Genomic DNA, 23,106 nt, shown 5'->3' with positions numbered 1-23,106 from the left:
GACCGTGTTCGGGATCCCGAGCGCCCGTTCGATCCGCACATGTCACGCCGGACGCGGTTTATTTTCAGAGGTTGTCCGGCCGTTGGGCATACCCCGTCATCTCCAAATACCCCCGTCCGATCTCCCGCTCCCCCTCATACACCCTGACTGCACCTTCCCAATAGACGATTCCGGTCGAGCGTCGACCGTCGAGCTCTTGGTCGTCCATCAAAGGTTCCAGGCGCAGCGTCCGGCCGTCGAGCTCCAGGGTCCACTCGACCGGGTATTCGGCGCCCGTGCGGGGCGACTGCCAGCGGCGACGAGGGAGAAAGCGCACCTGCTCCGGCGCCAGGATTCGCGCGGGCCGGGTGCCCTCCTGCAGCGTCGCGGCTGCCCAGAGCGACGAGTTGTCGTCCCGACGCATCCGAAACGCCATCAGCGAGCCGCCGTCGTGCAGGTTGATGCCGATCCAGTCCCAGCCTCGGGCCTGGGCGGGCATGATCTCGCTGGACCATTCGTGGTCGAGCCAGGCGTGCCCGCTGACCTTCAGGTCCGCCCCGTCGATGCGGATACGCCCGTCGACGGCGAGCTGCGGGCGGCTGTAGTAGTAGCTCGCGTTGCTCGGATCCGGTGTCTTCTGGCTGAAGCCTGCGCGGCCGTTGAGGACGGGCGGGCCGGGCGGGACCAGCGCGAGGTCCAGGTCGAATGCGTCGGAGGTGATTCTGGTCCGGTACTGCGTGCCCCCCTCATCCAGCGTCAGCTCCCAATCGCCGATCCAGGCGCGGGTCCGCCCGACGGCGGCACCGGCCAGTGGATCGAGCGCACGCTCGATGCGCTCGGCATGGATCAGGGCTCCGGCGGCCGGGTCGGCGATCGCCGCATGGGCCAGGATGAGCTGGCGCGGTGCGAAGCGGCTCGGGTTGTCCGCGCCGATGCCGGTCCCGACCCGGAAGAAGGTGACCTGGAACCCGCGCTCGGTGCCGGCCTCGTCGGTCAGCCAGCCGGTGATGTACCACCATTCGGTGCGGAAATCCGGGTGTGCGCCCGTGTCCGCGTGAAAGGTCAAGGGGCGCCCTTCGACCACCGGGGCGAAGTCGCTCGCCCAGACGCCCGAGATCGGCCAGCAGAGCAGGAGGATCAGTGCATACCACGCGCGCATCACCAATCCTCCCGTACCGCGAGCACCGCGTCCTGCCGCATTGCCTGACGACCGGCGAGTCGGGCGGCGAGTGCGGCGAGTAGGATCATCGCGGAGCCGAAGGTCAGCAGCAGGCCGAACGGAAGCTGCATGTCCATGCTCCAATGAAAGCTCTGCGGATTGATGACCTTGATCAGTACCAGCGCGATCGCCCCGCCGGCGACCAGGCCGACGCCGACGCCGACCGCGGCGGTCAGTGCCGCCTCCAAGGCCAGCAGGGTCCCGATGCGACGTCGCGGCAGACCCAGATGACGCAGGATCCCGAATTCTTTTTGACGACTCGTCGCGAGCGCGGCGAAGGTGGTCCCGATGCCGAAGAGGCCGATCGTGACCGCGACAGCCAGCATCAGATAGGTTGCCAGGAAGGTGCGATCGAAGACCTGGAGGATCATGTTGCGCAGCTCGCCGGGCAGGATCATCTCGCTGACCCGATCGCCGAGTGTTGCGCGGATGGCGGTCATCACCCCGACGGGATCCGTCCCGGGGGCCAGGGTCAGGCCCAGATCGTTGGTGCGCCGATCGCCGGTCAAGGCGCGGAAGGTTTCCAGCTCGATCACCGCCGCCCCCTGTTGGCGTGCATAGTCCCGCCAGATGCCGACGATGCGAAAGGTCTGCAGCTGCTCGCCGAGGGGCAGGGCGAGCGGATCCCCGACCCCGAGGCTCAGCCGATCGGCCATGGCCTCCGAGATCCAGGTCGGCGGATCCATGCCCGGCCCGGCGGGCGGATCGAGCGTGCCGGCGACGAGCGGAAGGCCCGAGGTGTCCTGCACCGGTCGGGCGATAAGCGCGATCGCCTCGCGCACCTCGCCGATGCGCAGGCTCTCGAAGCGCACCGGGCGCACCGCCGCCACGCCCGGCAGTGCGGCCACGCGCGCCACGGCGTCCGGATCCAGATAGCCGCTCGCGCCCGAGTCGGATGCGCGCAGATAGAGATCGGCGGGGAGCATCCGGGTCAGCCAGTCGTCGAGCGAGTCGCGGAATGAGTCGACCATGATGGCCATGGAGACCGCCAGGGCGACGCTCGCGACAACCCCGACACCGGCCACGACCGCCTGCCCCGGGGCCGCGGCGAGGCGCGCCCGAGCCAACCGGGTCACGAGCGAGCCCTGCGCCGGCAAGAGCCGCATCGCCCCGACCGTGGCCCCCGGAATCGCGAGAACGGCGCCGACCAAGATGAGTGCGACGGCCAGATAACCGAACACCGGAACACCCCCGACCGGCGGCAGCAGACAGAGGAGTGCGGCGAGGGACATCGCGATCAGGGCAGCACCCCAGCGCGGGCGCGCCTGATAGACCTCGGCCTCGTCGCCCGCCCGCAGGCCGCGGGCGGGCACCATCCGCGCGGCTTCGCGTGCCGGTAGCCAGGCGCCGGCCACGCCCGCGAGCACACCGAGCGCGAGATAAGCCAGGGTCAGCACCGGCTCGACGCGCAGCTGCGGGGCGACGCCTCGGAAGAAACCCGCGCCGAGATCCCCACCGATCAGACTGAAGGCCAGCGCGGTCAGCAGATAGGCCAGGATTACGCCGATCAGGCCGCCGACCAGCCCCAGCAAGGCGCCCTCCGCCAGCAACCCGCGCAGGAGGCTGCGGCGGTCGAGCCCGAGCGCGCGCAGGAAGGCGAATTCGCGGCGCCGTCGCACGACGGCGAGCCATTGTGTGGAGAAGACCAGGAAGCCGCCGGTCAAGAGTGCGATGGCCGCCAGCATGGTCAGATTGACCCGATAGGCACGCGACACGCCGGTGACCTCGGACGCGGTCTCCTCCGGGGTCAGGAGTGTGACGCCCGGCGGCAGCAGTGTGCGCAACTGCTCCTGCGCCGGCCCGCGCTCGATCCCCGGGGCAAGACGCAGATCGATCCGGGTGAGGCGACCGATGCGATCGAAGGTCTGCTGGGCACCGGCGATGTCCATCACGGCCAGCACCTGTCCAACGCCGGCGCCGGGAACCGATCCCGCGATCCTCAGGCGCGCCTCGCCGAGTCCGACCTGGACCGCGACCTCATCCCGGGCATCGAGCCCGAGTCGCGTGCCCGCGGCAGGGCTCAAAAAGACGGCGTCGGGCTTGAGTGCAGCCAGTCGATCGGGTTGATCCGTGTCAGAGCTGTCGGGGGCATCGTCATCCGCCGCTGCCGTTTCGACGATGGGCAGCAACGAGGGGGTGACCTGCGCAACGCGGAAGAGATCGATCCCGAACACCCTCAGCGTCTCGTCGCGACCCGGCAGCCGGGCTTGAATCTCCAGGAGGGGGCTTGCCGCGGCCACCGCCGGATGCAGGGCGATCCGCGCATAGACCGCGTCGTCGAAGCCGCTGCGCGGACCGACCACCTGAAGATCGGCCTCGCCGCTCAGCAGGCGCATCCCGCGACCGAGCTCGTCGAGCGCGGCGGCATGGATGAGCTGCACCGCCAGCCCGAGCGCCACGCCGAGCGCGATCGCGAGCAGCGATAATGCGGTGGCGAGGCGTCGCCGCTGAAGACTGGCAAGAAAGACATGCCGCAGGGCAGCACCGGTCCCGGATCCGAGGAGGCCCATCATCTTATCCCGCATCCTCGACCAGGCCGCTCGCGGTCAGCCGCAGGATCCGGTCGGCATGGGCGGCGGCCGCGCGCGAGTGCGTGACCAGGATCCCGATCGCCCCGGCGTTGTGGATGCCCTCGAACAGCAGCTCGAGCACACCCTGCGCGCGTTCGGGGTCGAGGTTTCCGGTCGGCTCGTCGCAGAGCACGACCGCCGGCGCATGCACCAGCGCGCGGGCGATGGCGACGCGTTGGAGCTCGCCGCCCGAGAGATGACGCGGCCAGTCGTCGCCGCGCCGACCCAGTCCGACCCTCTCGAGCATGGCGCGGGCGCGCCGGTCGGCGACGGCCTCCTTCTCGTCGAGCAGCCAAAGGGGCAGGGCGACGTTCTGGGCCAAGGTCAGGTGCGGCAGGACATGGAACGCCTGGAACACGAACCCCAGCTCGCGCCGACGCAGCCGCGAGCAGGCGTCCTCGTCGAGTGCGGTCACCTCGGTGTCGCGCAAGTGGATGCGGCCGCCGTCGACCGGCTCCAGGCCCGCGATGCAGTTCAGTAGGGTCGACTTGCCTACGCCGGACTCGCCCATCACGGCGACCGACTCGCCCGGCGAGAGGGTCAAGGAGACCTGCTCGAAGAGGGGGTGATCCAGGGAGATGTCGAAACGCTTCGAGAGGTTTTCGATGGACAGCATGGGTAATCGATCGTGGCTAGTGGCTAGTGGTTGCTGGTTGGAAATGAGTGCGTGAAGAGTGTCTTAGGCGAACTCCGGAAACCCTTGTCACAAAGGCGTAGGTTGTGCCGAGCCGTGCGAGGCACAACCGACCGTCGGCGCAAGTTCTGCCTCCTATCGTCAGCACAACCGGGTACGGAATTTTGCGGACATCGCCTCTGCGGTCGTAAAGCCGAAAACCCAGGCGCGTATCGGGTATGAATTCGGTCATGGGCTGCAACGGGGTCGAGGCGGCCCCCGAAAACCCTTTGCGTCCTTCGCACCTTTGCGGTTCAAATTGGCTCACTTCAGCCGGCTGACGACTGCGATCCGAGCCGCAGCCGATGCAACAACCCGCGAAGGAGATGATCCATGAGGGTTCAGGTCCTGCAGCACGTCCCGTTCGAGGACATCGGCTCGATGGCGTCTTGGTTCGCGGCGCGCGGCGTGACCCCGGTCTACACGCGCTTCTACGACGATGGCCTGCTCCCGCCGGTCGGGGGCCTCGATCTGGTCATCGTCATGGGCGGTCCCATGAGCGTCAACGACGAGGCGCAACTGCCTTGGCTGGGTGCCGAGAAGGCATTCCTGCGCGAAGCGATCGCGCATGGGATCCGGGTACTCGGAGTCTGTCTGGGGGCACAACTGATCGCCGACGCACTCGGTGCCCGCGTCTATCCCAATGCCGAGAAGGAGATTGGCTGGTTCCCGATTCAAGGGGTTCCCGAAGAGACCGGAACGGCTGAAGACTGCTGCGGTTTTCCGGCCGAAAGCCGGGTCTTCCACTGGCATGGCGAGACCTTCGATCTTCCGCCCGGCGCCGTGCGATTGGCGAGGAGCGCGGCCTGCGAGAATCAGGCGTTCCGCATCGGCCGGCAGGTGATCGGGCTCCAATGTCACCCGGAAACGACGCCGGAGAGTGCCGCGGCGATCCTCGATCACTGCCGGGACGAGCTGGTGCCCGCGCCTTGGATCCAGACCGAGGCGGCCATCCGCGGGGTCGATGCGGCCGTTTACGCCGAGGCCAATCGTCTGATGGCCCGAATCCTGGACGATCTCGTCGGACCGGCGAGCCCCTGATTCGGCCGCACCCCGAGCCTCAACCACACCAGCAGAGGTGACACACCGATGGAGATCCCGAGCGTCCTCGTCCAGTGGCCGTTGCAGGCCGTGCTCGCGATCGTTGCGGGCCTCATCATCCTGATCGCTCCGCGTGTCCTCAACTACGCCGTTGCGACCTATCTGCTCGCGGTCGGGGCGCTCGGCCTCCTGCTGGTCTATCAGGGGCAGGCCGTGAAGGCGCAGACCATCATCGCCCTGGTCGCCGGTGTGCTCATCTTGGTGAAGCCCACTATTCTCAACTATGTCATCGGGATCTATCTGATCCTCGTAGGATTACTCGAGGCCGGTGTCATTCGCCTCTGATGCTCCGCGGGTCCCGTTGACGATGCCGGCAACCCGAAGATCGTCGACGGCGGCTTGAACTCGCGGGACGGCAATGCCAGACTCCCGCAGCTTCCAATGACGATCCTGTGGTTATGGACCTGAACTTTCTCGACTTCGAACAGCCGATCGCAGAGCTCGAGGCGAAGATCGAAGAGCTGCGTCTCGTCGGCTTCGACAACGAGCTGAACATCCAAGAAGAGATCGAGCGGCTCCATACCAAGTGTGTTGCGCTGACCGACTCCACCTTCTCCGCGCTCACCCCTTGGCAGATCTCCCAGCTCTCGAGGCACCCGCAGCGGCCCTATCTGCTCGACTATGTGCGGCGGATCTTCGACGAGTTCCACGAGCTGCATGGCGATCGGGCCTTCGCGGACGATCGCGCAATCGTCGGCGGGTTGGCCCGGATCGAAGGTCGGCCGGTCATGGTGATCGGCCATCAGAAGGGCCGCGACACCAAGGAGAAGATCCTGCGCAACTTCGGGATGCCGCGTCCCGAGGGCTATCGCAAGGCGCTGCGTCTGATGGAGATGGCGGAGCGCTTCAGCCTGCCGATCCTGACCTTCATCGACACGCCCGGCGCCTATCCGGGGGTCGGCGCCGAGGAGCGCGGCCAGAGCGAGGCGATCGCGCGCAACCTGCGCGAGATGTCCAGGCTGCGCACCCCGATCCTCTGCACGGTCGTCGGCGAGGGCGGCTCGGGCGGCGCTTTGGCGATCGGCGTCGGCGATTGGCTGGGCATGTTGCAGTTCAGCACCTACTCGGTGATCTCGCCCGAGGGCTGCGCATCGATCCTCTGGAAGAGCGCAGACAAGGCCCAGCTCGCCGCCGAGGCGATGGCGATCACCTCGGACAAGCTGCTCGAGCAGGGGCTGATCGACCAGATCATCAAGGAGCCGCTCGGCGGCGCCCACCGCAACCCGGAGGCGACCGCGGCCTCGATCAAGGCCGCGCTCCTGACCCGTCTCGACGAGCTGTGCGGGACCGATCCGGATGTGCTGGTTGCCGCGCGCTACAAGCGCCTGATGGGCTACGGCAAGTTCAAGGACGAACGCCCGGCACCGCGGTGAGGCCATGACCGGGCGCGTCCCGGCGTACGTGGCCGAGGCGCTTCGCCGATTCGGCCCGACCGGCGACTGCTGGGTCGCCTTCAGCGGCGGAACGGATTCGACCGCACTGCTTCACGCCGCTGCCGCCCGAGCCGATGACGCGCCCGGCAACCTGCGGGCCATCCACATCGACCACGGTCTCCACCCCGACTCGCCCCTGTGGTCCGATCACTGTCGCCGCATCTGCGACGCCATCGGCGTGCCCATCGTGGTGTGCTGTTTGCATCTCGAACCCATCCCCGGAGAGAGTCTCGAGGCGACGGCGCGCGAGGCACGCTATCGCGCCCTCGCTGCTGTACTGCGCCCCGGCGATCTCATGCTGACGGCCCACAATCAGGACGATCAGGCGGAGACGCTGCTGCTCGCGCTCTTGCGCGGGAGCGGGGTTCATGGGTTGGCGGCGATGCCGCGCGAGGCCGAGCTTGGGCAGGGCCGTCTGGTGCGGCCCCTATTGGATCTCCCGAGGACGACGCTGGAGCAGTATGTCAGGTCCTGCGGGCTGTCGTGGATCGAGGACCCGAGCAACGCATCGGTTCGGATGGACCGCAATTATCTGCGCAACAGCGTGGTCCCCTTGCTGAGGGTGCGCTGGCCGGGACTCTCCGCGACCCTCTCGCGCAGTGCGGGCCATTGTGCCGAGGCGGCTTACCTGGTTGATGGTCTGGCGTCGGAGCTCATGGAGGCGTGCGCCGGCGCGCATCCCGGCGCGCTCGGCATCCGGGCGCTCGGGGCGCTGGAGCGCTCGCGCTGCAAGGCGGTCCTGCGACTGTGGCTGCGTCGCCGCGGTTTCGCGCTGCCCGATAGGCGACATCTCGCGCGCATCCTCGACGAGGTTCTTCCGGCCCGTGCCGATGCCGATCCGCTGGTCGCTTGGTCGGGTTGCGAGGTGCGCCGCTACCGGGACGATCTCTTTGCCCTCGCTCCCTTGCCGCCTCCGAGCGCATTGACGATCCGTCGAGCGCCGAGCGGGGTGCCACCCGTGCTCGAGCTTCCGAGCGGACTCGGATGGCTGCAATGGCCGGACGCGAGCAAAGTTGCGGAACGGACTCGATGGCCGGACGGGGCCCCGACGGTCCGCTTCGGCTCGACCGGGCAGACCTGCCGTCCGCGGTCGAGGTCCCGCCGTCGCACCCTCAAAAATCTCTTTCAGGAAGCCGGCATCCCGCGCTGGCTGCGCCCCTACGTGCCCTTGGTCTTCTCGGGCGAGACCCTGATCGCCGTGGCCGGAATTTGCGCATGCCACGACGCGGCCCATGAGATGCCGCAATGGCTTGGCCATCCCTGGGAAGACCTCGGCCTCTTTCGAGATCGGGCCGACTGACTAAACCGCGTCCTGAGCGACATGCGTCATTGTCATTTTGCGTTTAGCTTCGGAGATGTTCTCGGTCTCGGAGAGACGCGGTTTAAAATTTAATGTTTTTAATACTTTAAACCGCGCCGACTCCAGCGTTCGTCAAAACCGCCGGGGCCGATCCCATCCAAAAACATCGCATACCGCACTGGGCGCGGTTTAAATGGGTGGCTCGGCACGCGACTCAGTAGAGTGCATTCATCATCTTGGCGCGATACCCGGCGACCAAGTCGCCGCCGCCGAGCAGATCGAAGACCGCAAGCATCCCTTTGCGTCCGGCGTCGTCCTGAAACGCACGCTCGCGTGTCATGAGGGTCAATAGATTCTCGAGCGCCGACGCGTAATCACCGCGCAGCACTTGGTGTGCGGCGAGCTGATAGCGGGCTAGGCTGTCGGACGGGTCGTCCGAGAGCCGGGCAATCAGATCCGCTTCCGGCGGTGCGTCCTCGAGCGCCGTCGCGAACCGCAGCTGACCGCGCAGGGCCAAGACCTCGGGCTCGCCTGCAAGCTCGATCGGGAGCTTGTCGATCGCCGCCAGCGCCGCGGCGACCTCGCCCTTCGCCGCCAAGAGCTGAAGCTCGGCGAGCGCCAAGCGGGCGTTCTCCGGATCGGCCTCCCGTGCACGGTTGATCAGGGTTCGGGCGCCGGCGAGATCGCCTGCGACCAGCAGCCCCTGCGCCTGTGCCAAGAGTCCATCGGAGACGCGCGGGATGTGGCGGTCGAGGAACTCGCGAATCTGAGCCTCGGGAAGGGCGCCCATGAACTGATCCACGGGCCGTCCGGACTTGAACAGCTGAACCGTGGGAAGGCTGCGGATACCGAGCTCGGCGGCCAATGCCTGTTGCTCTTCGGTGTTGACCTTGGCCAGAATGAACCGCCCGCGGTACTCGGCGGCCAGATTGGCGAGGATGGGCATCAGCATGCGGCAGGGCGCACACCAGTCGGCCCAGAAGTCGACCAGAACAGGGCGGTCGAACGAGCCCTCCAGGACAACCGCCTGAAAATTCTCCGCCGTAACGGTCACAATATTCGGTGAATCGGCCATGATCGGGACACTCCTGAAGACAGATCGGATGGCGTGTGCTCGGTATAACCGCCGAACATAACTGTCGGATCGGGTCGATTCAAGTCGATCGAGCCGGGTATCCGGATCCAAACGCTAGGAGTCATCGCCATGTCCGAATCGCTTCATGTTGTCTGCCCCGCCTGCGACGCGGTCAACCGGGTCCCTCGGCAGCGTCTCGGTGCCGACGCGAAATGCGGCAAGTGTCACGGTCCGCTGTTTCTCGGCCAGCCGCTGGCGCTGGACGAGGCCCGCTTTGCGCGTCATCTCTCGCGCAGCGATCTGCCGCTCTTGGTGGATTTTTGGGCGCCCTGGTGCGGACCTTGCCGGATGATGGCCCCGGCCTTCGAGGCCGCCGCCGGTCGGCTCGAGCCGAACCTGCGTCTGGTGAAGATCAACACCGAGGAGGCGCAAGCCCTGGGTGCGCGTTTCGGTATCCGCAGCATCCCGACCCTGGCGCTGTTTCGCGGGGGTGCGGAGGTTGCACGCACGGCCGGGGCGATGGATACCAACGGGATCGTCGCTTGGGCGCGGCAGGCGCTTTAAACCGCGCCCTGTGCGATATGCGTCGTATGTTGGATTGGCTTGGCCGCGCCAGCTCCGACAACTGTCGGAGCTGGCGCGGTTTAGCACGGAATCCGACGCCGGGTCCGAGACGCCGATCTTGTTGCGGATGTCTCGGCCGGCAGCGCGGGCAGTTTTCGGCCCTGCCGTTCTGCGGCTTGTCGTCGTTCGTCATTACGGTGCACATGGACACTCGCGCGCGGCTTCTTTAGAATTCCGGCGGGTCAGGTCGGTGCCCGTGTGCCCGCCCAGGCGTCATTGCGCCGTCACCCTCGTTCGCGTCGCGGCCCTTGCACGCCCCCCGCCCGGATCGGAGAAACCCTTGAGCAAACCCGCGGTACTCGTGCTGGAGGACGGCTCCGTCTTCCGGGGAACGTCGATCGGCGCCGATGGATCGAGCGTCGGCGAGGTGGTGTTCAACACCGCCATGTCCGGATATCAGGAGATCCTCACCGATCCCTCGTATCTGCGACAGCTCGTCACCCTGACCTACCCCCACATCGGCAACGTGGGGACCAACCCGGAGGACGAGGAGTCCGACCGCGTGCAGGCCGCCGGTCTCATCATCCGCGATCTGCCGATCCTGCCCAGCAACTTTCGCATGACCGAGCGTCTCGACGCCTATCTGCGGCGCCAAGGCATCGTCGGCATCGCCGATATCGACACCCGGCGTCTGACCCGTCTGCTGCGCGAGAAGGGTGCCCAAAACGGCTGTCTTCAGGCCGGCGAGGGGATCGACGAGGCGGCGGCGCTGCTTGCCGCACAGGGCTTTCCGGGCCTCAAGGGGATGGATCTGGCGCAAGAGGCATCGACGTCCGAGACCTATTCCTGGACCCAAGGCGTCTGGGTGCTGGGCGAAGGCCATCCCGAGTCTATTCATCCGGTCGGCGATCGTCTGCCCTTCCATGTGATCGCCTACGACTACGGCATCAAACGCAACATCCTGCGGATGCTCGCCGCGCGCGGCTGTCACGTCACGGTCGTCCCCGCGCACATGCCGGCGACGACGGTGCTGGGTCTGAAGCCGGACGGGGTGTTTCTTTCCAACGGTCCGGGGGATCCGGAGCCCTGCGACTATGCGATCGCGGCGATCCGCGAGCTGCTGGACACCGACATGCCGCTCTTCGGCATCTGTCTCGGGCATCAGTTGCTGGGCCTCGCCTGCGGCGCGCGCACGCTGAAGATGAAGTTCGGCCATCACGGCGCCAATCACCCGGTGCAGGATCTCGCCACCGGCGAGGTCATGATCAGCAGCCAGAACCATGGCTTCGCGGTCGACGAGGACAGTCTGCCCCCGACGGTCGAGGCGACCCATCGCTCCTTGTTCGACGGCAGTCTGCAGGGCATCCGGCATCGGGATCGTCCGGCTTTCGGATTCCAGGGTCACCCCGAGGCCAGTCCGGGTCCCCATGATCTCGCACCGCTCTTCGATCGTTTCATCGAGCTCATGCGCGCCCGCAAGGCCTAAACCGCGCCCGGAGCGAGATGCTGATCTTCGAGTGTGCTCGACGTTTGGTGCATCCACGGCCCTTAGCGGGGCGCGGTTTAAAATGATATGTTTTTTAATATCTTAAACCGCGCCGGCTCCAGTACTCGTCAAGTCTGCCGGAGCCGATCCCATCCAAAAACATCGCATACCGCGCTGGGCGCGGTTTAACCGGCGAATGAACCCCCATGCCTAAGCGTACCGACATCTCCAGCATCCTGATCATCGGCTCCGGGCCGATCGTGATCGGCCAGGCGTGCGAGTTCGACTACTCCGGCGCGCAAGCCTGCAAGGCGCTGCGCGAGGAGGGTTACCGGGTCATCCTGGTGAACTCTAATCCGGCAACCATCATGACCGACCCCGAGATGGCGGACGCGACCTACATCGAGCCGGTCACCTGGCGCGCGGTCTCGGCCATCATCGAGCGCGAGCGCCCCGATGCACTCCTGCCGACCATGGGCGGGCAGACCGCGCTCAACTGCGCGCTCGATCTGGTGCGCGAGGGCGTGCTCGAGCGCTTCGGTGTCGAGCTGATCGGCGCCTCGCGCGAAGCGATCGACAAGGCCGAGGACCGCGACCTCTTCCGCAAGGCGATGCGCAAGATCGGGCTCGATATGCCCCGCTCGGCCATCGCGCACAGCCTGGAGGAGGCGATTCAGGTCCAAGCCTCGATCGGCTTTCCGACCATCATCCGCCCGTCCTTCACGATGGGCGGCAGCGGCGGCGGCATCGCCTACAACCCGGAGGAGTTCGAGGAGATCTGCCGGCGCGGACTCGACCTCTCGCCGACCAAGGAGCTCCTGATCGAGGAGTCGGCGCTGGGCTGGAAAGAGTACGAGATGGAGGTGGTCCGCGACCGTGCGGACAACTGCATCATCATCTGCTCGATCGAGAACTTCGACCCGATGGGCGTGCACACGGGCGACTCCATCACGGTCGCACCGGCGCAGACCCTGACGGACAAGGAATACCAGATCATGCGCGACGCCTCGATCGCGGTGTTGCGCGAGATCGGGGTCGATACCGGTGGGTCGAACGTGCAGTTCGCGGTCAACCCGGCGGACGGTCGCCTGATCATTATCGAGATGAACCCGCGGGTGTCGCGCTCCTCGGCGCTCGCCTCCAAGGCGACCGGTTTTCCGATCGCCAAGGTCGCGGCCAAACTGGCCGTGGGCTACACGCTCGACGAGCTGCGCAACGAGATTACCGGCGGGGCAACGCCCGCGTCCTTCGAGCCCAGCATCGACTATGTCGTCACCAAGATCCCGCGCTTCGCCTTCGAGAAGTTCCCGCAGGCCGACGCGCGTCTGACCACCCAGATGAAGTCGGTCGGCGAGGTGATGGCGATCGGTCGCACCTTCCAGGAGTCGCTGCAGAAGGCGGTGCGGGGTCTGGAGATCGACCGCTACGGTCTGGAGGAGATCGTCGATCCGCGCGAGCCGGATGCGGCCAAGCGCGTTCGCCACGAGCTGCGCCAGACCGGGGCCGAGCGGCTTTTCTATCTCGCCGACGCCTTCCGTCTCGGGATGAGCCTGGAGGAGATCCACGGCCTGTCCAAGATCGACCCCTGGTTTCTGGCTCAGATCGAGGATCTGGTGCATACCGAGGCGCATGTCCGCACCGCCGGTCATGAAGCCTTGGGCCGCGAGTCGCTGCGTCTGCTCAAGCGCAAGGGCTTCTCGGACCGGCGAATCGGGCAGCTCGTCGGCACCAGCGAGCATGAGATTCGGGCACTGCGCCACGGGCAGGGTCTGCGGCCGGTCTACAAGCGCGTCGACACCTGCGCGGCCGAGTTTGCCTCCAGCACCGCCTATCTCTACTCCACCTACGAGGAAGAGTGCGAGGCCGAGCCGAGCGATCGCCGAAAGATCATGGTCCTCGGCGGCGGTCCGAACCGCATCGGTCAGGGCATCGAGTTCGACTATTGCTGTGTTCACGCCGCCCTTGCCCTGCGCGACGACGGTTACGAGACCATCATGGTCAACTGTAACCCCGAGACCGTCTCGACCGATTACGACACCTCCGACCGGCTCTATTTCGAGCCGCTGACCCTGGAGGACGTGCTCGAGATCGTCGCCAAGGAGAAGCCGCTCGGCGTCATCGTTCAGTACGGCGGTCAGACCCCCTTGAAGCTCGCGCGCGATCTGGAAGCCGCCGGCGTGCCCATCATCGGCACCAGCCCGGACAGCATCGATCTGGCCGAGGACCGCGAGCGCTTCCAGCAGATGATCCATGAGCTGGGGATTCGCCAGCCGCCGAACGCAACCGCACGCAGCGAGGCCGAGGCGGTCGAGCGGGCCGCCCGGATCGGCTATCCGCTGGTGGTGCGTCCATCTTATGTGCTGGGCGGGCGGGCGATGGAGATCGTCTTTGACGAGACCGAGCTGAACCGCTATATGCGCGAGGCGGTGCGGGTCTCCAACGAGTCCCCGGTCCTGCTCGATCGTTTTCTCGACGATGCCATCGAGGTCGACATCGACGCCATCTGCGACGGCAAGGATGTGCTGATCGGCGGCATCATGGAGCATATCGAGCAGGCCGGCGTGCACTCCGGGGACTCGGCCTGCTCGCTGCCGCCCTATACTCTGTCCCCCTCGATCCAGGACCGGATGCGCGAGCAGATGGCCCAAATGGCCCACGCGCTCAAGGTCGTCGGCCTGATGAATGCGCAGTTCGCCGTCAAGGGCGAGGATGTCTATATCCTCGAGGTCAATCCGCGTGCATCCCGGACCGTCCCCTTCGTCTCCAAGGCGATCGGCCTGCCGCTCGCAAAGGTGGCCGCGCGCTGCATGGTCGGCAAGACGCTCGCCGAGCAGGGTCTGCGTCGCGAGCGCATGCCCAAGCACTATTTCGTCAAAGAGGCGGTCTTCCCCTTCATCAAGTTCCCGGGCGTGGACACCCAGCTCGGCCCCGAGATGAAGTCCACCGGCGAGGTCATGGGTGTCGGCGAGTCCTTCGGCGAGGCCTATGCCAAGGCGCAGGAAGGGGCGGGGACGCTCCTGCCGCGACTCGGCGGAACGGCGCTGTTGAGCGTTCGCTTGGCCGACCGCGCACGCCTGATCCGGGTGGCGCGCGACCTGGTGGCCTTCGGGTTTACGCTCTACGGCACCCACGGCACCGCACAGTCGTTGCGCGAGGCCGGTCTGGACTGTATCGGTGTCAACAAGGTCGCCGAGGGGCGCCCGCACGTCGTCGACATGATCAAGAACACCGAGGTCGACTTCATCGTCAACACGACCGAGGGCTCTCAAGCCATCGCCGATTCGGCGGCGATCCGCCGTTCCGCGCTCCAGCACAAGGTCAGCTACACCACGACCATCTCCGGCGCCGAGGCGACCTGTCTGGCACTGAAACAGCTGGACATTCTGAGCGTCAATCGGTTACAAGATCTGTCCTGACCGATCTCGCGGGCGCCCTTCGGCGCCCGCGATTGTTTCTATGCGACACCCCTAAGATCCGACCCGCCGAGGGCCTTCGGCCCGATCCGCGACTGTGACGAAGGCGGTGCATCCAGACGAGGAAATCACCCATGTTTCAATCCACGCCCGGCCAAGCCGGGCGATACGGCACGGAAGAGGTTACGCCTCTCCCGTGCGGCATTATCCCCCTGAAGGGGGAGGTTTCAACCTGGAGAATTCGATGAATCAGGTTCCTCTGACCGTCGGAGGCGCTGAGAAACTGCGCGAAGAGCTGGAGCGTCTCAAGCGCATCGAGCGTCCCCGCATCATCGAGGCGATCGCCGAAGCACGCGCGCACGGCGATCTGAAGGAGAACGCCGAGTACCATGCCGCGCGCGAGCAGCAGGGCTTCGTCGAAGGGCGTATTCAGGACATCGAGGGCAAGCTGGCGAACGCGCAGATCATCGATGTGACGCAGCTCGCCGCCAACGGCCGCGTCGTCTTCGGCGCGACCGTTCAGGTGTTGGAGCTGGACAAGGACATCGAGCACAGCTTCCAGATCGTCGGCGAGGATGAAGCGGATCTGAAGCAGGGCAAGATCTCGGTCGGCTCGCCCATCGCACGCTGTTTGATCGGCAAGAGCGAGGGAGACGTCACCTCGGTGCAGGTGCCGGGGGGGATGCGGGAGTTCGAGATCCTGGAAGTCAAGTACGTTTAAGGTGATTTCCGGAGGAGCCAAGCGTCGCGAAGCGGCGCCCCCGGGATCGACGACTTGCAGTCGTCCTCTTCCTCCGTCCTGACTGCCGGCGGGGTCGCGCTCGACGCGATGATCCCGGGAACCGCGTTGAACGCGCTTCGGCCGGTCGTGCCGGCGAGGTCCGCCGGGCATTTTTTTCCGGTAATAGCCTTGACCGAAGAGCACTGGGCGACTGAAGTCGCCCCTACACGCCGGTCGTTGCTTTCCCGGAAATCAACTAGCCACTGACCACCATAGACGGGGGGGCAGGGTCTGGGGCCATGCCGACGGCTGTGGTGGCTACCCGGCGCCGCCGCGTGAGATGCGTGCGATGACCCAGTCCAGCGCGCTGTCGGGCAGGATCCGGGTGAGCACGCCGAAGAGGTGAGTGGGGAAGGTCACTGCATAGCGAATCCGCGGGCGTGGGCTTTCCAGGGCATGGATCAGCTTGTTCATCACGGCCTCGGGCGGAAGGGTGAAGGGCTGGGCGGCGCCTGCCTTGGTCAGACGCTCCTCCGCACGCGCATAGGCGTCGTGGTGGACACTCTGCTCGGTGTCGATGTTCGCCTTCAGCGCGAGGTAGGCGTTGTCGCGAAAGCGACTCAGGATGGGGCCGGGCTGGATCAAGGAGACCGAGATCCCGCTGCCGCGCAGTTCCAGGCGAAGCGTATCGGTAAGCCCTTCCAGCGCGTATTTACTCGCGACATAGGCGCCGCGAAAGGGCAGCGGGATGAAGCCGAGGACGGAGCTGTTCTGCACGATGCGGCCATGACCTTGCCGACGCATGATCGGGATGACGCGGCAGGTCAGATCGTGCCAGCCCAGCAGGTTCGTCTCCAGTTGGGCGCGCAGCACCTCTCGGGTCAGATCCTCGACCGCGCCCGGTTGTCCGTAGGCACCGTTGTTGAAGAGTGCGTCGAGCCGTCCGCCGGTGATGTCCAGCGTCTGCGCGAGGGCATTCGCGAGACTCTCGGGGTCGTCCAGGTCGAGTTGAACGGCCGTAAGACCTTGCTCCTTCAGCCGTGACACATCTTCCGCCTTGCGCGCCGATGCGATGACCAGCCAGTCGCGTTCGGCCAGGCCCAGCGCGCAGGTGAGCCCGATGCCGCTGGAGCAGCCGGTGACGAGGATGGTTCGCTTGGTCGACGACGTCATAGTCGGTTTGACTCGGTGCTCAGCACGGCCGGGGATTGTCGCTGCCGGCGGACTTGAAGGGATTCCAAACCCGCATGGACCCGATCGTCCATCCGTCCTGAAGGTCTTCCGTGATCAGCAAGTGAGCCTTTTCGGCCAGTGCGGTCTCCACGATCAGGCCGTCCCAAAAGGAGATCCGCGAGTCGATGCTGCGGCTGATGCCCCGGGTGACCAGGTCTTGGGTGATCATCGCGACAGGATAGGTCTTAAAGTGTTGCACGGCGGTTAAGCCGTCTTGGGGCGACATCGGACGCCCCAGTTTGCGGGTGACCGTGACATAAAATTCTGCAAGCACCTGGGTGCTGAGCCGAATCCCGGAATCGTCGCGTAAGATCCGCTCGGCGATTGCCTGTTTTTTCGGCTCATCGTCGTCGAAGAAATAAACCAGCACAGTGGTGTCGAGAAAACGGATCTCACCGCTCATGCAGATCCTCTCGCGTCCAGGTTTTTCCGGCGCGGCCGCAGCGGCAGTGCTGCGCCAACGCAAGGAGGGCGTCGAGCGCGTCCTGGCGCCGCTGTCGCGCCGCGTCGGCTTGCGCGTAGTCCTGCAGATAGCGCCCCAGTATGGCGTTGACCGAGCTGTTCTCTTCCAGTGCGCGCATTCGCGCCTGCTTGAGAACCTCGTCGTCGACAGTGATCGTCAGATTGGCCATGAACGTCTCCGCACGAGTACACTGGATCAGTGTAGCACGAGACCCGTGTCGCTGATCCGCCCGTCTGCGGTATGCATTCTTTACGGAAACGCCTGATAATTGGCGCCAGCTTGTTTTTGAGGAACGAACGATGCCGATCTACGAGTACCGCTGCGAGGCCTGCGGTCATGCGCTTGAGCAGATTCAGAAGATCAGCGATCCGCCCCTGGTCGACTGCCCCGCGTGCGGTCAGCCGACGCTGCGCAAACAGATCTCCGCTGCCGCCTTCAGGTTGAAGGGCGGCGGTTGGTACGAGACCGACTTCAAAAAGTCGAACCAAAAGAATCTGCACGACGGCGGCGAGAAGAAGGAAACCAAGTCGGGTGACAGTGCGGCTTCCGGCTCCGGCTCCGGCTCCGGCTCCGGCTCGGGCGACAAGGGCGGCACCACCCCGGCGAAGCCGGACGCGAGCGCCGCGCCGAAGCCAAAACCGAAGCCGGTCGAAAAAAAGCCCGCGGCGTGAGCCGGACGCGGCGACCGACCTTTCCCCACCCCATCACGCAATCAACCGCATCGAGCGACGCGCTGTTGCGTCGCTCGATGCGAAGACACGAGGCGAGACGACGATGCGCACGCAGTACTGTGGAGAACTGAACAGCCGCCACGAGGGCCAAGAGGTCGTGTTGTGCGGCTGGGTGCATCGGCGTCGGGATCATGGCGGGGTCATCTTCATCGATCTGCGCGATCGCGAAGGTCTTGTGCAGATCGTCTTCGATCCGGATCGCCCCGAGGTCTTCGCCCGCGCCGAGCAGGCGCGCAGCGAGTACGTGCTCAAGGTCACGGGCCGGGTGCGCGCGCGTCCGGCGGGGACCGTCAACCCGGATCTGCCGACCGGCGAGATCGAGGTGCTGGGTCTGGATCTGGAGATCCTCAACGCCTCCGAGACCCCGCCGATCCAGCTCGACGAGCACGGCGCCGACGCCTCCGAGGAGCTGCGTCTGCGCTACCGCTATCTGGATCTGCGCCGCCCCGAGATGCAGGCGCGCCTGCGCACCCGCAGCCGGGTGACTCAGGCGATGCGCTACTTCCTCGATGCCCAGGGTTTCCTGGATATCGAAACCCCGATCCTGACCAAGTCCACGCCCGAGGGCGCGCGCGACTATCTGGTGCCCAGCCGCACCCATCCCGGCGAGTTCTTCGCGTTGCCCCAGTCGCCGCAGCTCTTCAAGCAGCTGCTCATGATGTCCGGCATGGACCGCTACTACCAGATCGCCCGCTGCTTTCGGGACGAGGATCTGCGCGCCGATCGCCAGCCCGAGTTCACCCAGCTCGACATCGAGGTCTCCTTCATGACCGAGGACGAGCTGATGGCGATCATGGAGACCATGATCCGCACGCTCTTCCGCGATGTGCAGGGTGTCGAGCTGCCGGATCCCTTCCCGCGGCTGACCTATGCCGAGTCGATGCGCCGCTTCGGCTCGGATCGCCCGGACCTGCGCGTGCCCCTGGAGCTGATCGATGTCGGCGACCTCATGGCCGGGGTCGACTTCAAGGTCTTCGCCGAGCCGGCACAGGATCCCGAGGGCCGCGTGGTTGCCCTGCGTCTGCCGCGTGGCGGTGAGCTCTCGCGCAAGGAGATCGACGGCTACACCCAGTTCGTCGGCATCTACGGTGCGAAGGGCCTGGCCTACATCAAGGTCAACGCCTGGGCGGAAAAGGGACGCGAGGGCCTGCAGTCGCCGATCCTCAAGTTCCTGCCCGACAGTGCGGTGGATGCCATCATGACCCGCACCGAGGCCGTCGACGGCGACCTCATCTTCTTCGGCGCCGACAAGACCACCGTGGTCAACGAGTCGATGGGCGCGCTGCGGGTGCGGCTCGGCCAGGATCGCGGTTTGCTCGCCGAGGGCTGGCATCCGGTGTGGGTCGTGGACTTCCCGATGTTCGAGCGCGACGCCGTCAATCAGCGCTGGGTGGCCCTGCACCATCCCTTCACGGCGCCGAAGGAGGAGCAGTTGGATCTGCTCGAAAGCGATCCGGGCGCCTGTGTCTCGCGCGCCTACGACATGGTCCTGAACGGCACCGAGATCGGCGGCGGCTCCATCCGTATCCATCGCGATGCGGTCCAGCGGCAGGTCTTCAAGCTTCTGGCCATCACCGACGAGCAGGCCGAGGACCGCTTTGGGTTCCTGCTCAAGGCGCTGCGATTCGGTTGTCCGCCGCATGGCGGCATCGCCTTCGGTCTGGATCGTCTGGTGATGCTCATGACCGGCGCGACCTCGATTCGCGACGTCATGGCCTTTCCCAAGACCCAGAGTGCCGCCTGCCTGCTCACCGATGCCCCGTCCCCTGTGGACGAAAATCAGCTCGAGGAGCTGGCGCTGCGGATCAGGCTGCGGGCCTAAGCCTATGACACCCGTGCCCGTGATGCCCATGGAGTCTGCCGCGATGATGGACGGACCGGAGGGCGGTGCCGTAGCCCGGTCGACGGCCGAGCCGATCGGGCCGTTGGGCTCCGAGGGCGGCGAGGAGGTCCAGGAGCAGGCGTCCATGACCGAAGAAACACGCAAGCGTCCCCAGTCGGTTCTCGTGGTCATCTGCACCCGGGGCGGCGACTTCCTGCTCCTGAGGCGGGCCCGCCCGGTCGGCTTCTGGCAGTCGGTCACCGGGAGCCTCGCCCCGGGCGAGACGCCTCGCCATGCCGCGGCACGCGAGCTCTACGAGGAAACCGGACTGCTCGCGGGCGGCGCGCTGATCGATCTGCGTCACTCCAAGCTCTTTCCGATCATCCGCGCCTGGCGCAAACGTTATGCCCCCAATGTCTGTTTCAATCGCGAATATTGGTTCGCCCTGGTCCTCGAGACCCGGCGCCTGATCCGACTCGATCCGCGGGAGCATGTCGAGTACCGTTGGCTCCAGGCCGCCCCGGCCCTCGCGCTCGCGAGCTCTTGGACCAATCGCGATGCGATTCGGGCGCTGTCCGGGCTCGCGCGCTAGCGCAGCTCGGCACATGTGTCGAGACCGTTCGTTGTCGTTGTCTCGATGGTCGATTACGACAACGACAACGACAACGGAAATGATCTCGGACGGTCTCGGAATCTTTGCACTGCTCCACTAGCGCCCCTCGTCCTGCTGCGCGGCGCCATCGAAAAGGGGTGCAAACAGCGGGCGCAACAAGGCGGCACCGGTGACGCTCAGATGATTGTCGTCGTAGTAGAGGGTGCTTCCGTCCCGGTAGAACAGACACTCGGAGTCCGGACACAAGACGCGGTGCGGATAGAGGCGAACGAGTGACGGATGCCGATCCAGGCCGTCCAGCATGGCGAAGACCCCGCCCTGGTCGGCGTGGAACTGCTCCAGCGGCTGACGGACCAGATTCGGATCCCGACCCTCGAGAACCGCTTCGGCCAAGGTCGTCGGAATGTCCGCGTCGGGCTGGGGTATCGGATAGACCAGCGCGACCCGTTTGCCTGCCGAGACCAGCCGCTCGATCGCCTCCTCGATCGCGACGGCGAGTTTCCCGTGCGGATCGTCGAACGGATAGATCCGGTACCAGGCCGCCAGCACGACCGTGTGAATGCTCGGAGTGGCGATGATCCGCTCCAAGGCGAGCCGCTGAAAGAGTCCGCAATCCTCCCGCCAAGACAAGGGCTCGCCGGCCCAGCCCAGTGCCGGCGGGCAGATCGGCATGGTCAGACTCAGCACGGCTTCGCCGCGCCCTTGCGCCAGCTCGCCCAAGACCATCGCATAGACCGCGGCGTGGCTATCCCCCAAGAGTGCGACAACGGGCGGCGCGTCCGCCTCGCCGTAGATGCAACCCGGGGTGTCGGCCCGCACGCTCTCGCACGCGCGCCGACGCGGGTCGTGATCCTGCGATGCGGCGAAGATGTCGACCAGCTCGGGCGGGTAACGTCCGAGCCAGCCGCCGGTCTGCTGCCCGTGCAGACCGATGCCGGTCAGAATCAGTGCCGCCAGAGCGGCCGCAGCGAAGAGCGCAGGACGCGGCAGGAGCCCGGAGCGACCCCGGAACGGACGCTCGACGAAGCGCCAAGACAGAACCGCGGCGATCAGGCTCGCCGCGATCAACGCGAGCGACTCGCCGAGCAGGGGCTCGCGGCCCAGGACGTGCCGAGCGAAGACGAAGATCGGCCAATGCCAGAGATAGAGCGAATAGGAGATCAGGCCCAAGAAGACGATCGGCCGCCAGGACAGCATCCGTCCGACCGGCGAGGGTCTACGTTGTCCGGCGACGATCACGAGCGCCGTGCCGAGACACGGCGCCAGCGCCGCGAGCCCCGGAAAGGTCGTGGTCTGCGAATAGGCATACACGGGTACGACGATCATCGACAGACCGATGATCGCGAGGAGACCGGCGAAGGTACGGCCCTTCGGCAGGCGCAGCGGGACCAGCGCGACGAGTGCGCCGATCAGCAGCTCCCAAGCGCGAAAGTGCGGCAGGAAGAAGGCCGAAGTGGATTGCTTGTCGATCCACAAGGCGATGACCGTCGCGGCAAAGGACAGTGCCGCGATCCCGGCGACGAGCGCTGTCTGGTGACCGCGAAACCGGCGCCAGGTGAACCACAGGAGCAGCGGGTACAGGATGTAGAAGATCTCTTCCACCGAGAGCGACCAGGTATGCAGGAGGGGCTTGAGCTCGGCCTCCTGGTCGAAATAGCCGACCTCGCGCTGAAACAGGATGCTCGACACGAACAGGGTCGCCGCGATCAGGGACCGCGAGAAGCTCTGGGCCTGCGCGGGGTAGAGAATCAGGTATGCCGCCAGCACTGAGACCGACAGCATTGCAAACAGCGCCGGAAGGATGCGCCGGATGCGTCGCTCGTAGAATCCCTGCAGGGTGAATCGACCCTCGCGGATCTCGCGCGCGATGATCGAGGTGATCAGATACCCGGAGATCACGAAGAAGACATCGACCCCGATAAAGCCGCCGCCGAACCCCGGAATGTTCGCGTGGAACAAGACGACCGGCGCGATCGCAAGCGCTCGCAAGCCGTCGATGTCGGCGCGATAACGGTGAGACTCGATCATCCCGGACGGCTCCTATCGAGCCACCGCATCAGATGTCATGTACGCGATGGCCTGTCTGATCGATGTGCTCGGGAAACCGAGATGAACCGCAGCGGTGCGAAGGGCGCAAAGAACAGTTATTCGGTTCGGGGGCCGGGCCCGGCTTGGTGTCGTCCCGCCGTTGCGGCTCAGATGGCCGAATCGCGCGAGAGCCTCGATTCGGCCACGGGTTGTGAGATCCGGATATCAGCCGCTGCTGATATAGTGCTCGAGCTGCTCGATGATGAACTTGTGCTCCGAGATGATGGATTTGATGAGATCGCCGATCGAGATCAGCCCGATGACCTTGCCGTCGGCGATGACCGGGAGATGGCGAACGCGCTTCTCCGTCATCAGGGCCATCGCCTCTTCCAGGCTTTGATCCGGCCGCGTGCAGACCACGCGCTTGGTCATGACCTCGCGCACCAGCGTCTCCTTGGATGTGCGCCCTCTCAAGATGACGCTGCGCGCGTAGTCGCGCTCCGAGACCAGACCGATCATGCCGCTGTCGTCCGTGACCAAGAGCGCGCCGATCTGTTTCTCGGCCATCAGCACGAGTGCGTCATAGACGCTTGCATCGGGGCCGATCGACCAAACCTGCAACCCTTTATCGCCGAGCAGTTGTTGAATCGTCTTCATCGTCTCTTCGAGCTCCCGCGGTGGT

General features: G+C 65.9%; 20 protein-coding genes and 1 pseudogene. 12 read left to right on the top strand and 9 right to left on the bottom strand.

The features are described from left to right. Positions 1 to 64 precede the first annotated feature (64 nt). From KFB96_RS12895 to KFB96_RS12885, 3 genes are read right to left on the bottom strand one after another with little or no spacing between them, the layout of a single operon-like run. Positions 65 to 1,138, bottom strand: coding sequence for a lipocalin-like domain-containing protein (locus tag KFB96_RS12895; RefSeq protein ID WP_213458049.1), 1,074 nt, complete (start codon positions 1,136 to 1,138; stop codon positions 65 to 67). After that, entirely contained in the window at positions 1,138 to 3,708 is a 2,571-nt protein-coding gene (locus tag KFB96_RS12890) for an FtsX-like permease family protein (RefSeq protein WP_213458248.1), read from the bottom strand. The genes KFB96_RS12895 and KFB96_RS12890 overlap by 1 nt, the downstream gene beginning before the upstream one ends. A 4-nt stretch (positions 3,709 to 3,712) precedes the next feature. Continuing rightward, on the bottom strand, positions 3,713 to 4,384 hold the full coding sequence (locus KFB96_RS12885) for an ABC transporter ATP-binding protein (RefSeq protein WP_213458050.1): 672 nt from the start codon (positions 4,382 to 4,384) through the stop codon (positions 3,713 to 3,715). A gap of 390 nt (positions 4,385 to 4,774) precedes the next feature. Here KFB96_RS12885 and KFB96_RS12880 point away from each other — a divergent pair, with 390 nt between their 5' ends. The 5 genes and pseudogenes from KFB96_RS12880 to tilS all read left to right on the top strand — a co-directional run bounded on the left by KFB96_RS12880 (position 4,775) and on the right by tilS (position 8,275). Then, positions 4,775 to 5,482, top strand: a complete 708-nt coding sequence (locus KFB96_RS12880) for a type 1 glutamine amidotransferase (protein WP_213458051.1) — start codon at positions 4,775 to 4,777, stop codon at positions 5,480 to 5,482. 48 nt (positions 5,483 to 5,530) lie between these two features. After that, positions 5,531 to 5,683, top strand: a pseudogene (locus KFB96_RS26785) (DUF3096 domain-containing protein); the annotation flags it as partial. Next, positions 5,675 to 5,827, top strand: a complete 153-nt coding sequence (locus KFB96_RS26780) for a DUF3096 domain-containing protein (protein WP_300971711.1) — start codon at positions 5,675 to 5,677, stop codon at positions 5,825 to 5,827. The pseudogene KFB96_RS26785 and the gene KFB96_RS26780, both read left to right, overlap by 9 nt. Before the next feature lie 113 nt (positions 5,828 to 5,940). Beyond that, the gene (gene accA / locus KFB96_RS12870; RefSeq protein WP_213458053.1) at positions 5,941 to 6,915 is read left to right on the top strand and encodes an acetyl-CoA carboxylase carboxyl transferase subunit alpha; all 975 of its coding nucleotides are present in this window, start codon (positions 5,941 to 5,943) and stop codon (positions 6,913 to 6,915) included. A gap of 4 nt (positions 6,916 to 6,919) precedes the next feature. Continuing rightward, complete coding sequence (tilS, locus tag KFB96_RS12865) at positions 6,920 to 8,275, top strand: tRNA lysidine(34) synthetase TilS (RefSeq protein ID WP_213458054.1); 1,356 nt, start codon at positions 6,920 to 6,922, stop codon at positions 8,273 to 8,275. Between the two features lie 214 nt (positions 8,276 to 8,489). Here the strand turns inward: tilS and trxA are convergent, their stop codons facing one another. Beyond that, positions 8,490 to 9,350, bottom strand: coding sequence for a thioredoxin (gene trxA / locus KFB96_RS12860; protein ID WP_213458055.1), 861 nt, complete (start codon positions 9,348 to 9,350; stop codon positions 8,490 to 8,492). A gap of 129 nt (positions 9,351 to 9,479) precedes the next feature. Here trxA and trxC point away from each other — a divergent pair, with 129 nt between their 5' ends. From trxC to greA, 4 genes are all read left to right on the top strand, one after another. Further along, on the top strand, positions 9,480 to 9,914 hold the full coding sequence (gene trxC, locus KFB96_RS12855) for a thioredoxin TrxC (RefSeq protein ID WP_213458056.1): 435 nt from the start codon (positions 9,480 to 9,482) through the stop codon (positions 9,912 to 9,914). A 340-nt stretch (positions 9,915 to 10,254) separates the two neighbouring features. Further along, positions 10,255 to 11,400 carry a glutamine-hydrolyzing carbamoyl-phosphate synthase small subunit gene (gene carA / locus KFB96_RS12850; RefSeq protein ID WP_213458057.1) on the top strand — a complete coding sequence of 382 codons (1,146 nt, stop codon included), beginning with the start codon at positions 10,255 to 10,257 and terminating at the stop codon, positions 11,398 to 11,400. A gap of 206 nt (positions 11,401 to 11,606) precedes the next feature. Next, positions 11,607 to 14,816: a carbamoyl-phosphate synthase large subunit gene (gene carB / locus KFB96_RS12845; RefSeq protein WP_213458058.1), complete on the top strand. Its 3,210-nt coding sequence runs from the start codon at positions 11,607 to 11,609 to the stop codon at positions 14,814 to 14,816. A gap of 241 nt (positions 14,817 to 15,057) precedes the next feature. Continuing rightward, complete coding sequence (gene greA / locus KFB96_RS12840; protein ID WP_213458059.1) at positions 15,058 to 15,534, top strand: transcription elongation factor GreA; 477 nt, start codon at positions 15,058 to 15,060, stop codon at positions 15,532 to 15,534. A 318-nt stretch (positions 15,535 to 15,852) separates the two neighbouring features. On the opposite strand, the gene KFB96_RS12835 is transcribed toward greA, so the two are convergent. The 3 genes from KFB96_RS12835 to KFB96_RS12825 are packed head-to-tail and all read right to left on the bottom strand — an operon-like array spanning position 15,853 to position 17,399. Next, the gene (locus KFB96_RS12835) at positions 15,853 to 16,707 is read right to left on the bottom strand and encodes an SDR family oxidoreductase (protein ID WP_213458060.1); all 855 of its coding nucleotides are present in this window, start codon (positions 16,705 to 16,707) and stop codon (positions 15,853 to 15,855) included. 19 nt (positions 16,708 to 16,726) lie between these two features. Further along, on the bottom strand, positions 16,727 to 17,233 hold the full coding sequence (locus KFB96_RS12830; RefSeq protein ID WP_213458061.1) for a PIN domain-containing protein: 507 nt from the start codon (positions 17,231 to 17,233) through the stop codon (positions 16,727 to 16,729). Continuing rightward, positions 17,160 to 17,399, bottom strand: a complete 240-nt coding sequence (locus tag KFB96_RS12825) for a hypothetical protein (RefSeq protein WP_213458062.1) — start codon at positions 17,397 to 17,399, stop codon at positions 17,160 to 17,162. The genes KFB96_RS12830 and KFB96_RS12825 overlap by 74 nt, the downstream gene beginning before the upstream one ends. Positions 17,400 to 17,529: 130 nt before the next feature. Between KFB96_RS12825 and KFB96_RS12820 the strand changes: the two genes are divergently transcribed. The 3 genes from KFB96_RS12820 to nudB all read left to right on the top strand — a co-directional run bounded on the left by KFB96_RS12820 (position 17,530) and on the right by nudB (position 20,375). After that, the gene (locus KFB96_RS12820; protein ID WP_213458063.1) at positions 17,530 to 17,901 is read left to right on the top strand and encodes an FmdB family zinc ribbon protein; all 372 of its coding nucleotides are present in this window, start codon (positions 17,530 to 17,532) and stop codon (positions 17,899 to 17,901) included. 103 nt (positions 17,902 to 18,004) lie between these two features. Next, complete coding sequence (gene aspS, locus KFB96_RS12815; protein ID WP_213458064.1) at positions 18,005 to 19,783, top strand: aspartate--tRNA ligase; 1,779 nt, start codon at positions 18,005 to 18,007, stop codon at positions 19,781 to 19,783. A gap of 43 nt (positions 19,784 to 19,826) precedes the next feature. Continuing rightward, positions 19,827 to 20,375 carry a dihydroneopterin triphosphate diphosphatase gene (gene nudB, locus KFB96_RS12810; protein WP_366931489.1) on the top strand — a complete coding sequence of 183 codons (549 nt, stop codon included), beginning with the start codon at positions 19,827 to 19,829 and terminating at the stop codon, positions 20,373 to 20,375. Between the two features lie 117 nt (positions 20,376 to 20,492). Here the strand turns inward: nudB and KFB96_RS12805 are convergent, their stop codons facing one another. Continuing rightward, on the bottom strand, positions 20,493 to 22,424 hold the full coding sequence (locus tag KFB96_RS12805) for an acyltransferase family protein (protein WP_213458066.1): 1,932 nt from the start codon (positions 22,422 to 22,424) through the stop codon (positions 20,493 to 20,495). 225 nt (positions 22,425 to 22,649) lie between these two features. Continuing rightward, positions 22,650 to 23,081 carry a CBS domain-containing protein gene (locus KFB96_RS12800; RefSeq protein WP_213458067.1) on the bottom strand — a complete coding sequence of 144 codons (432 nt, stop codon included), beginning with the start codon at positions 23,079 to 23,081 and terminating at the stop codon, positions 22,650 to 22,652. Between the last annotated feature and the right edge of the window lie 25 nt (positions 23,082 to 23,106).

It is taken from the genome of Thiocapsa sp. (assembly GCF_018399035.1).
In the GTDB taxonomy this organism is placed as follows: Bacteria; Pseudomonadota; Gammaproteobacteria; order Chromatiales; family Chromatiaceae; genus Thiocapsa.
The sequence above is the reverse complement of the archived record's forward strand: the minus strand, read 5'-3'. Positions and strand labels throughout refer to the sequence as shown.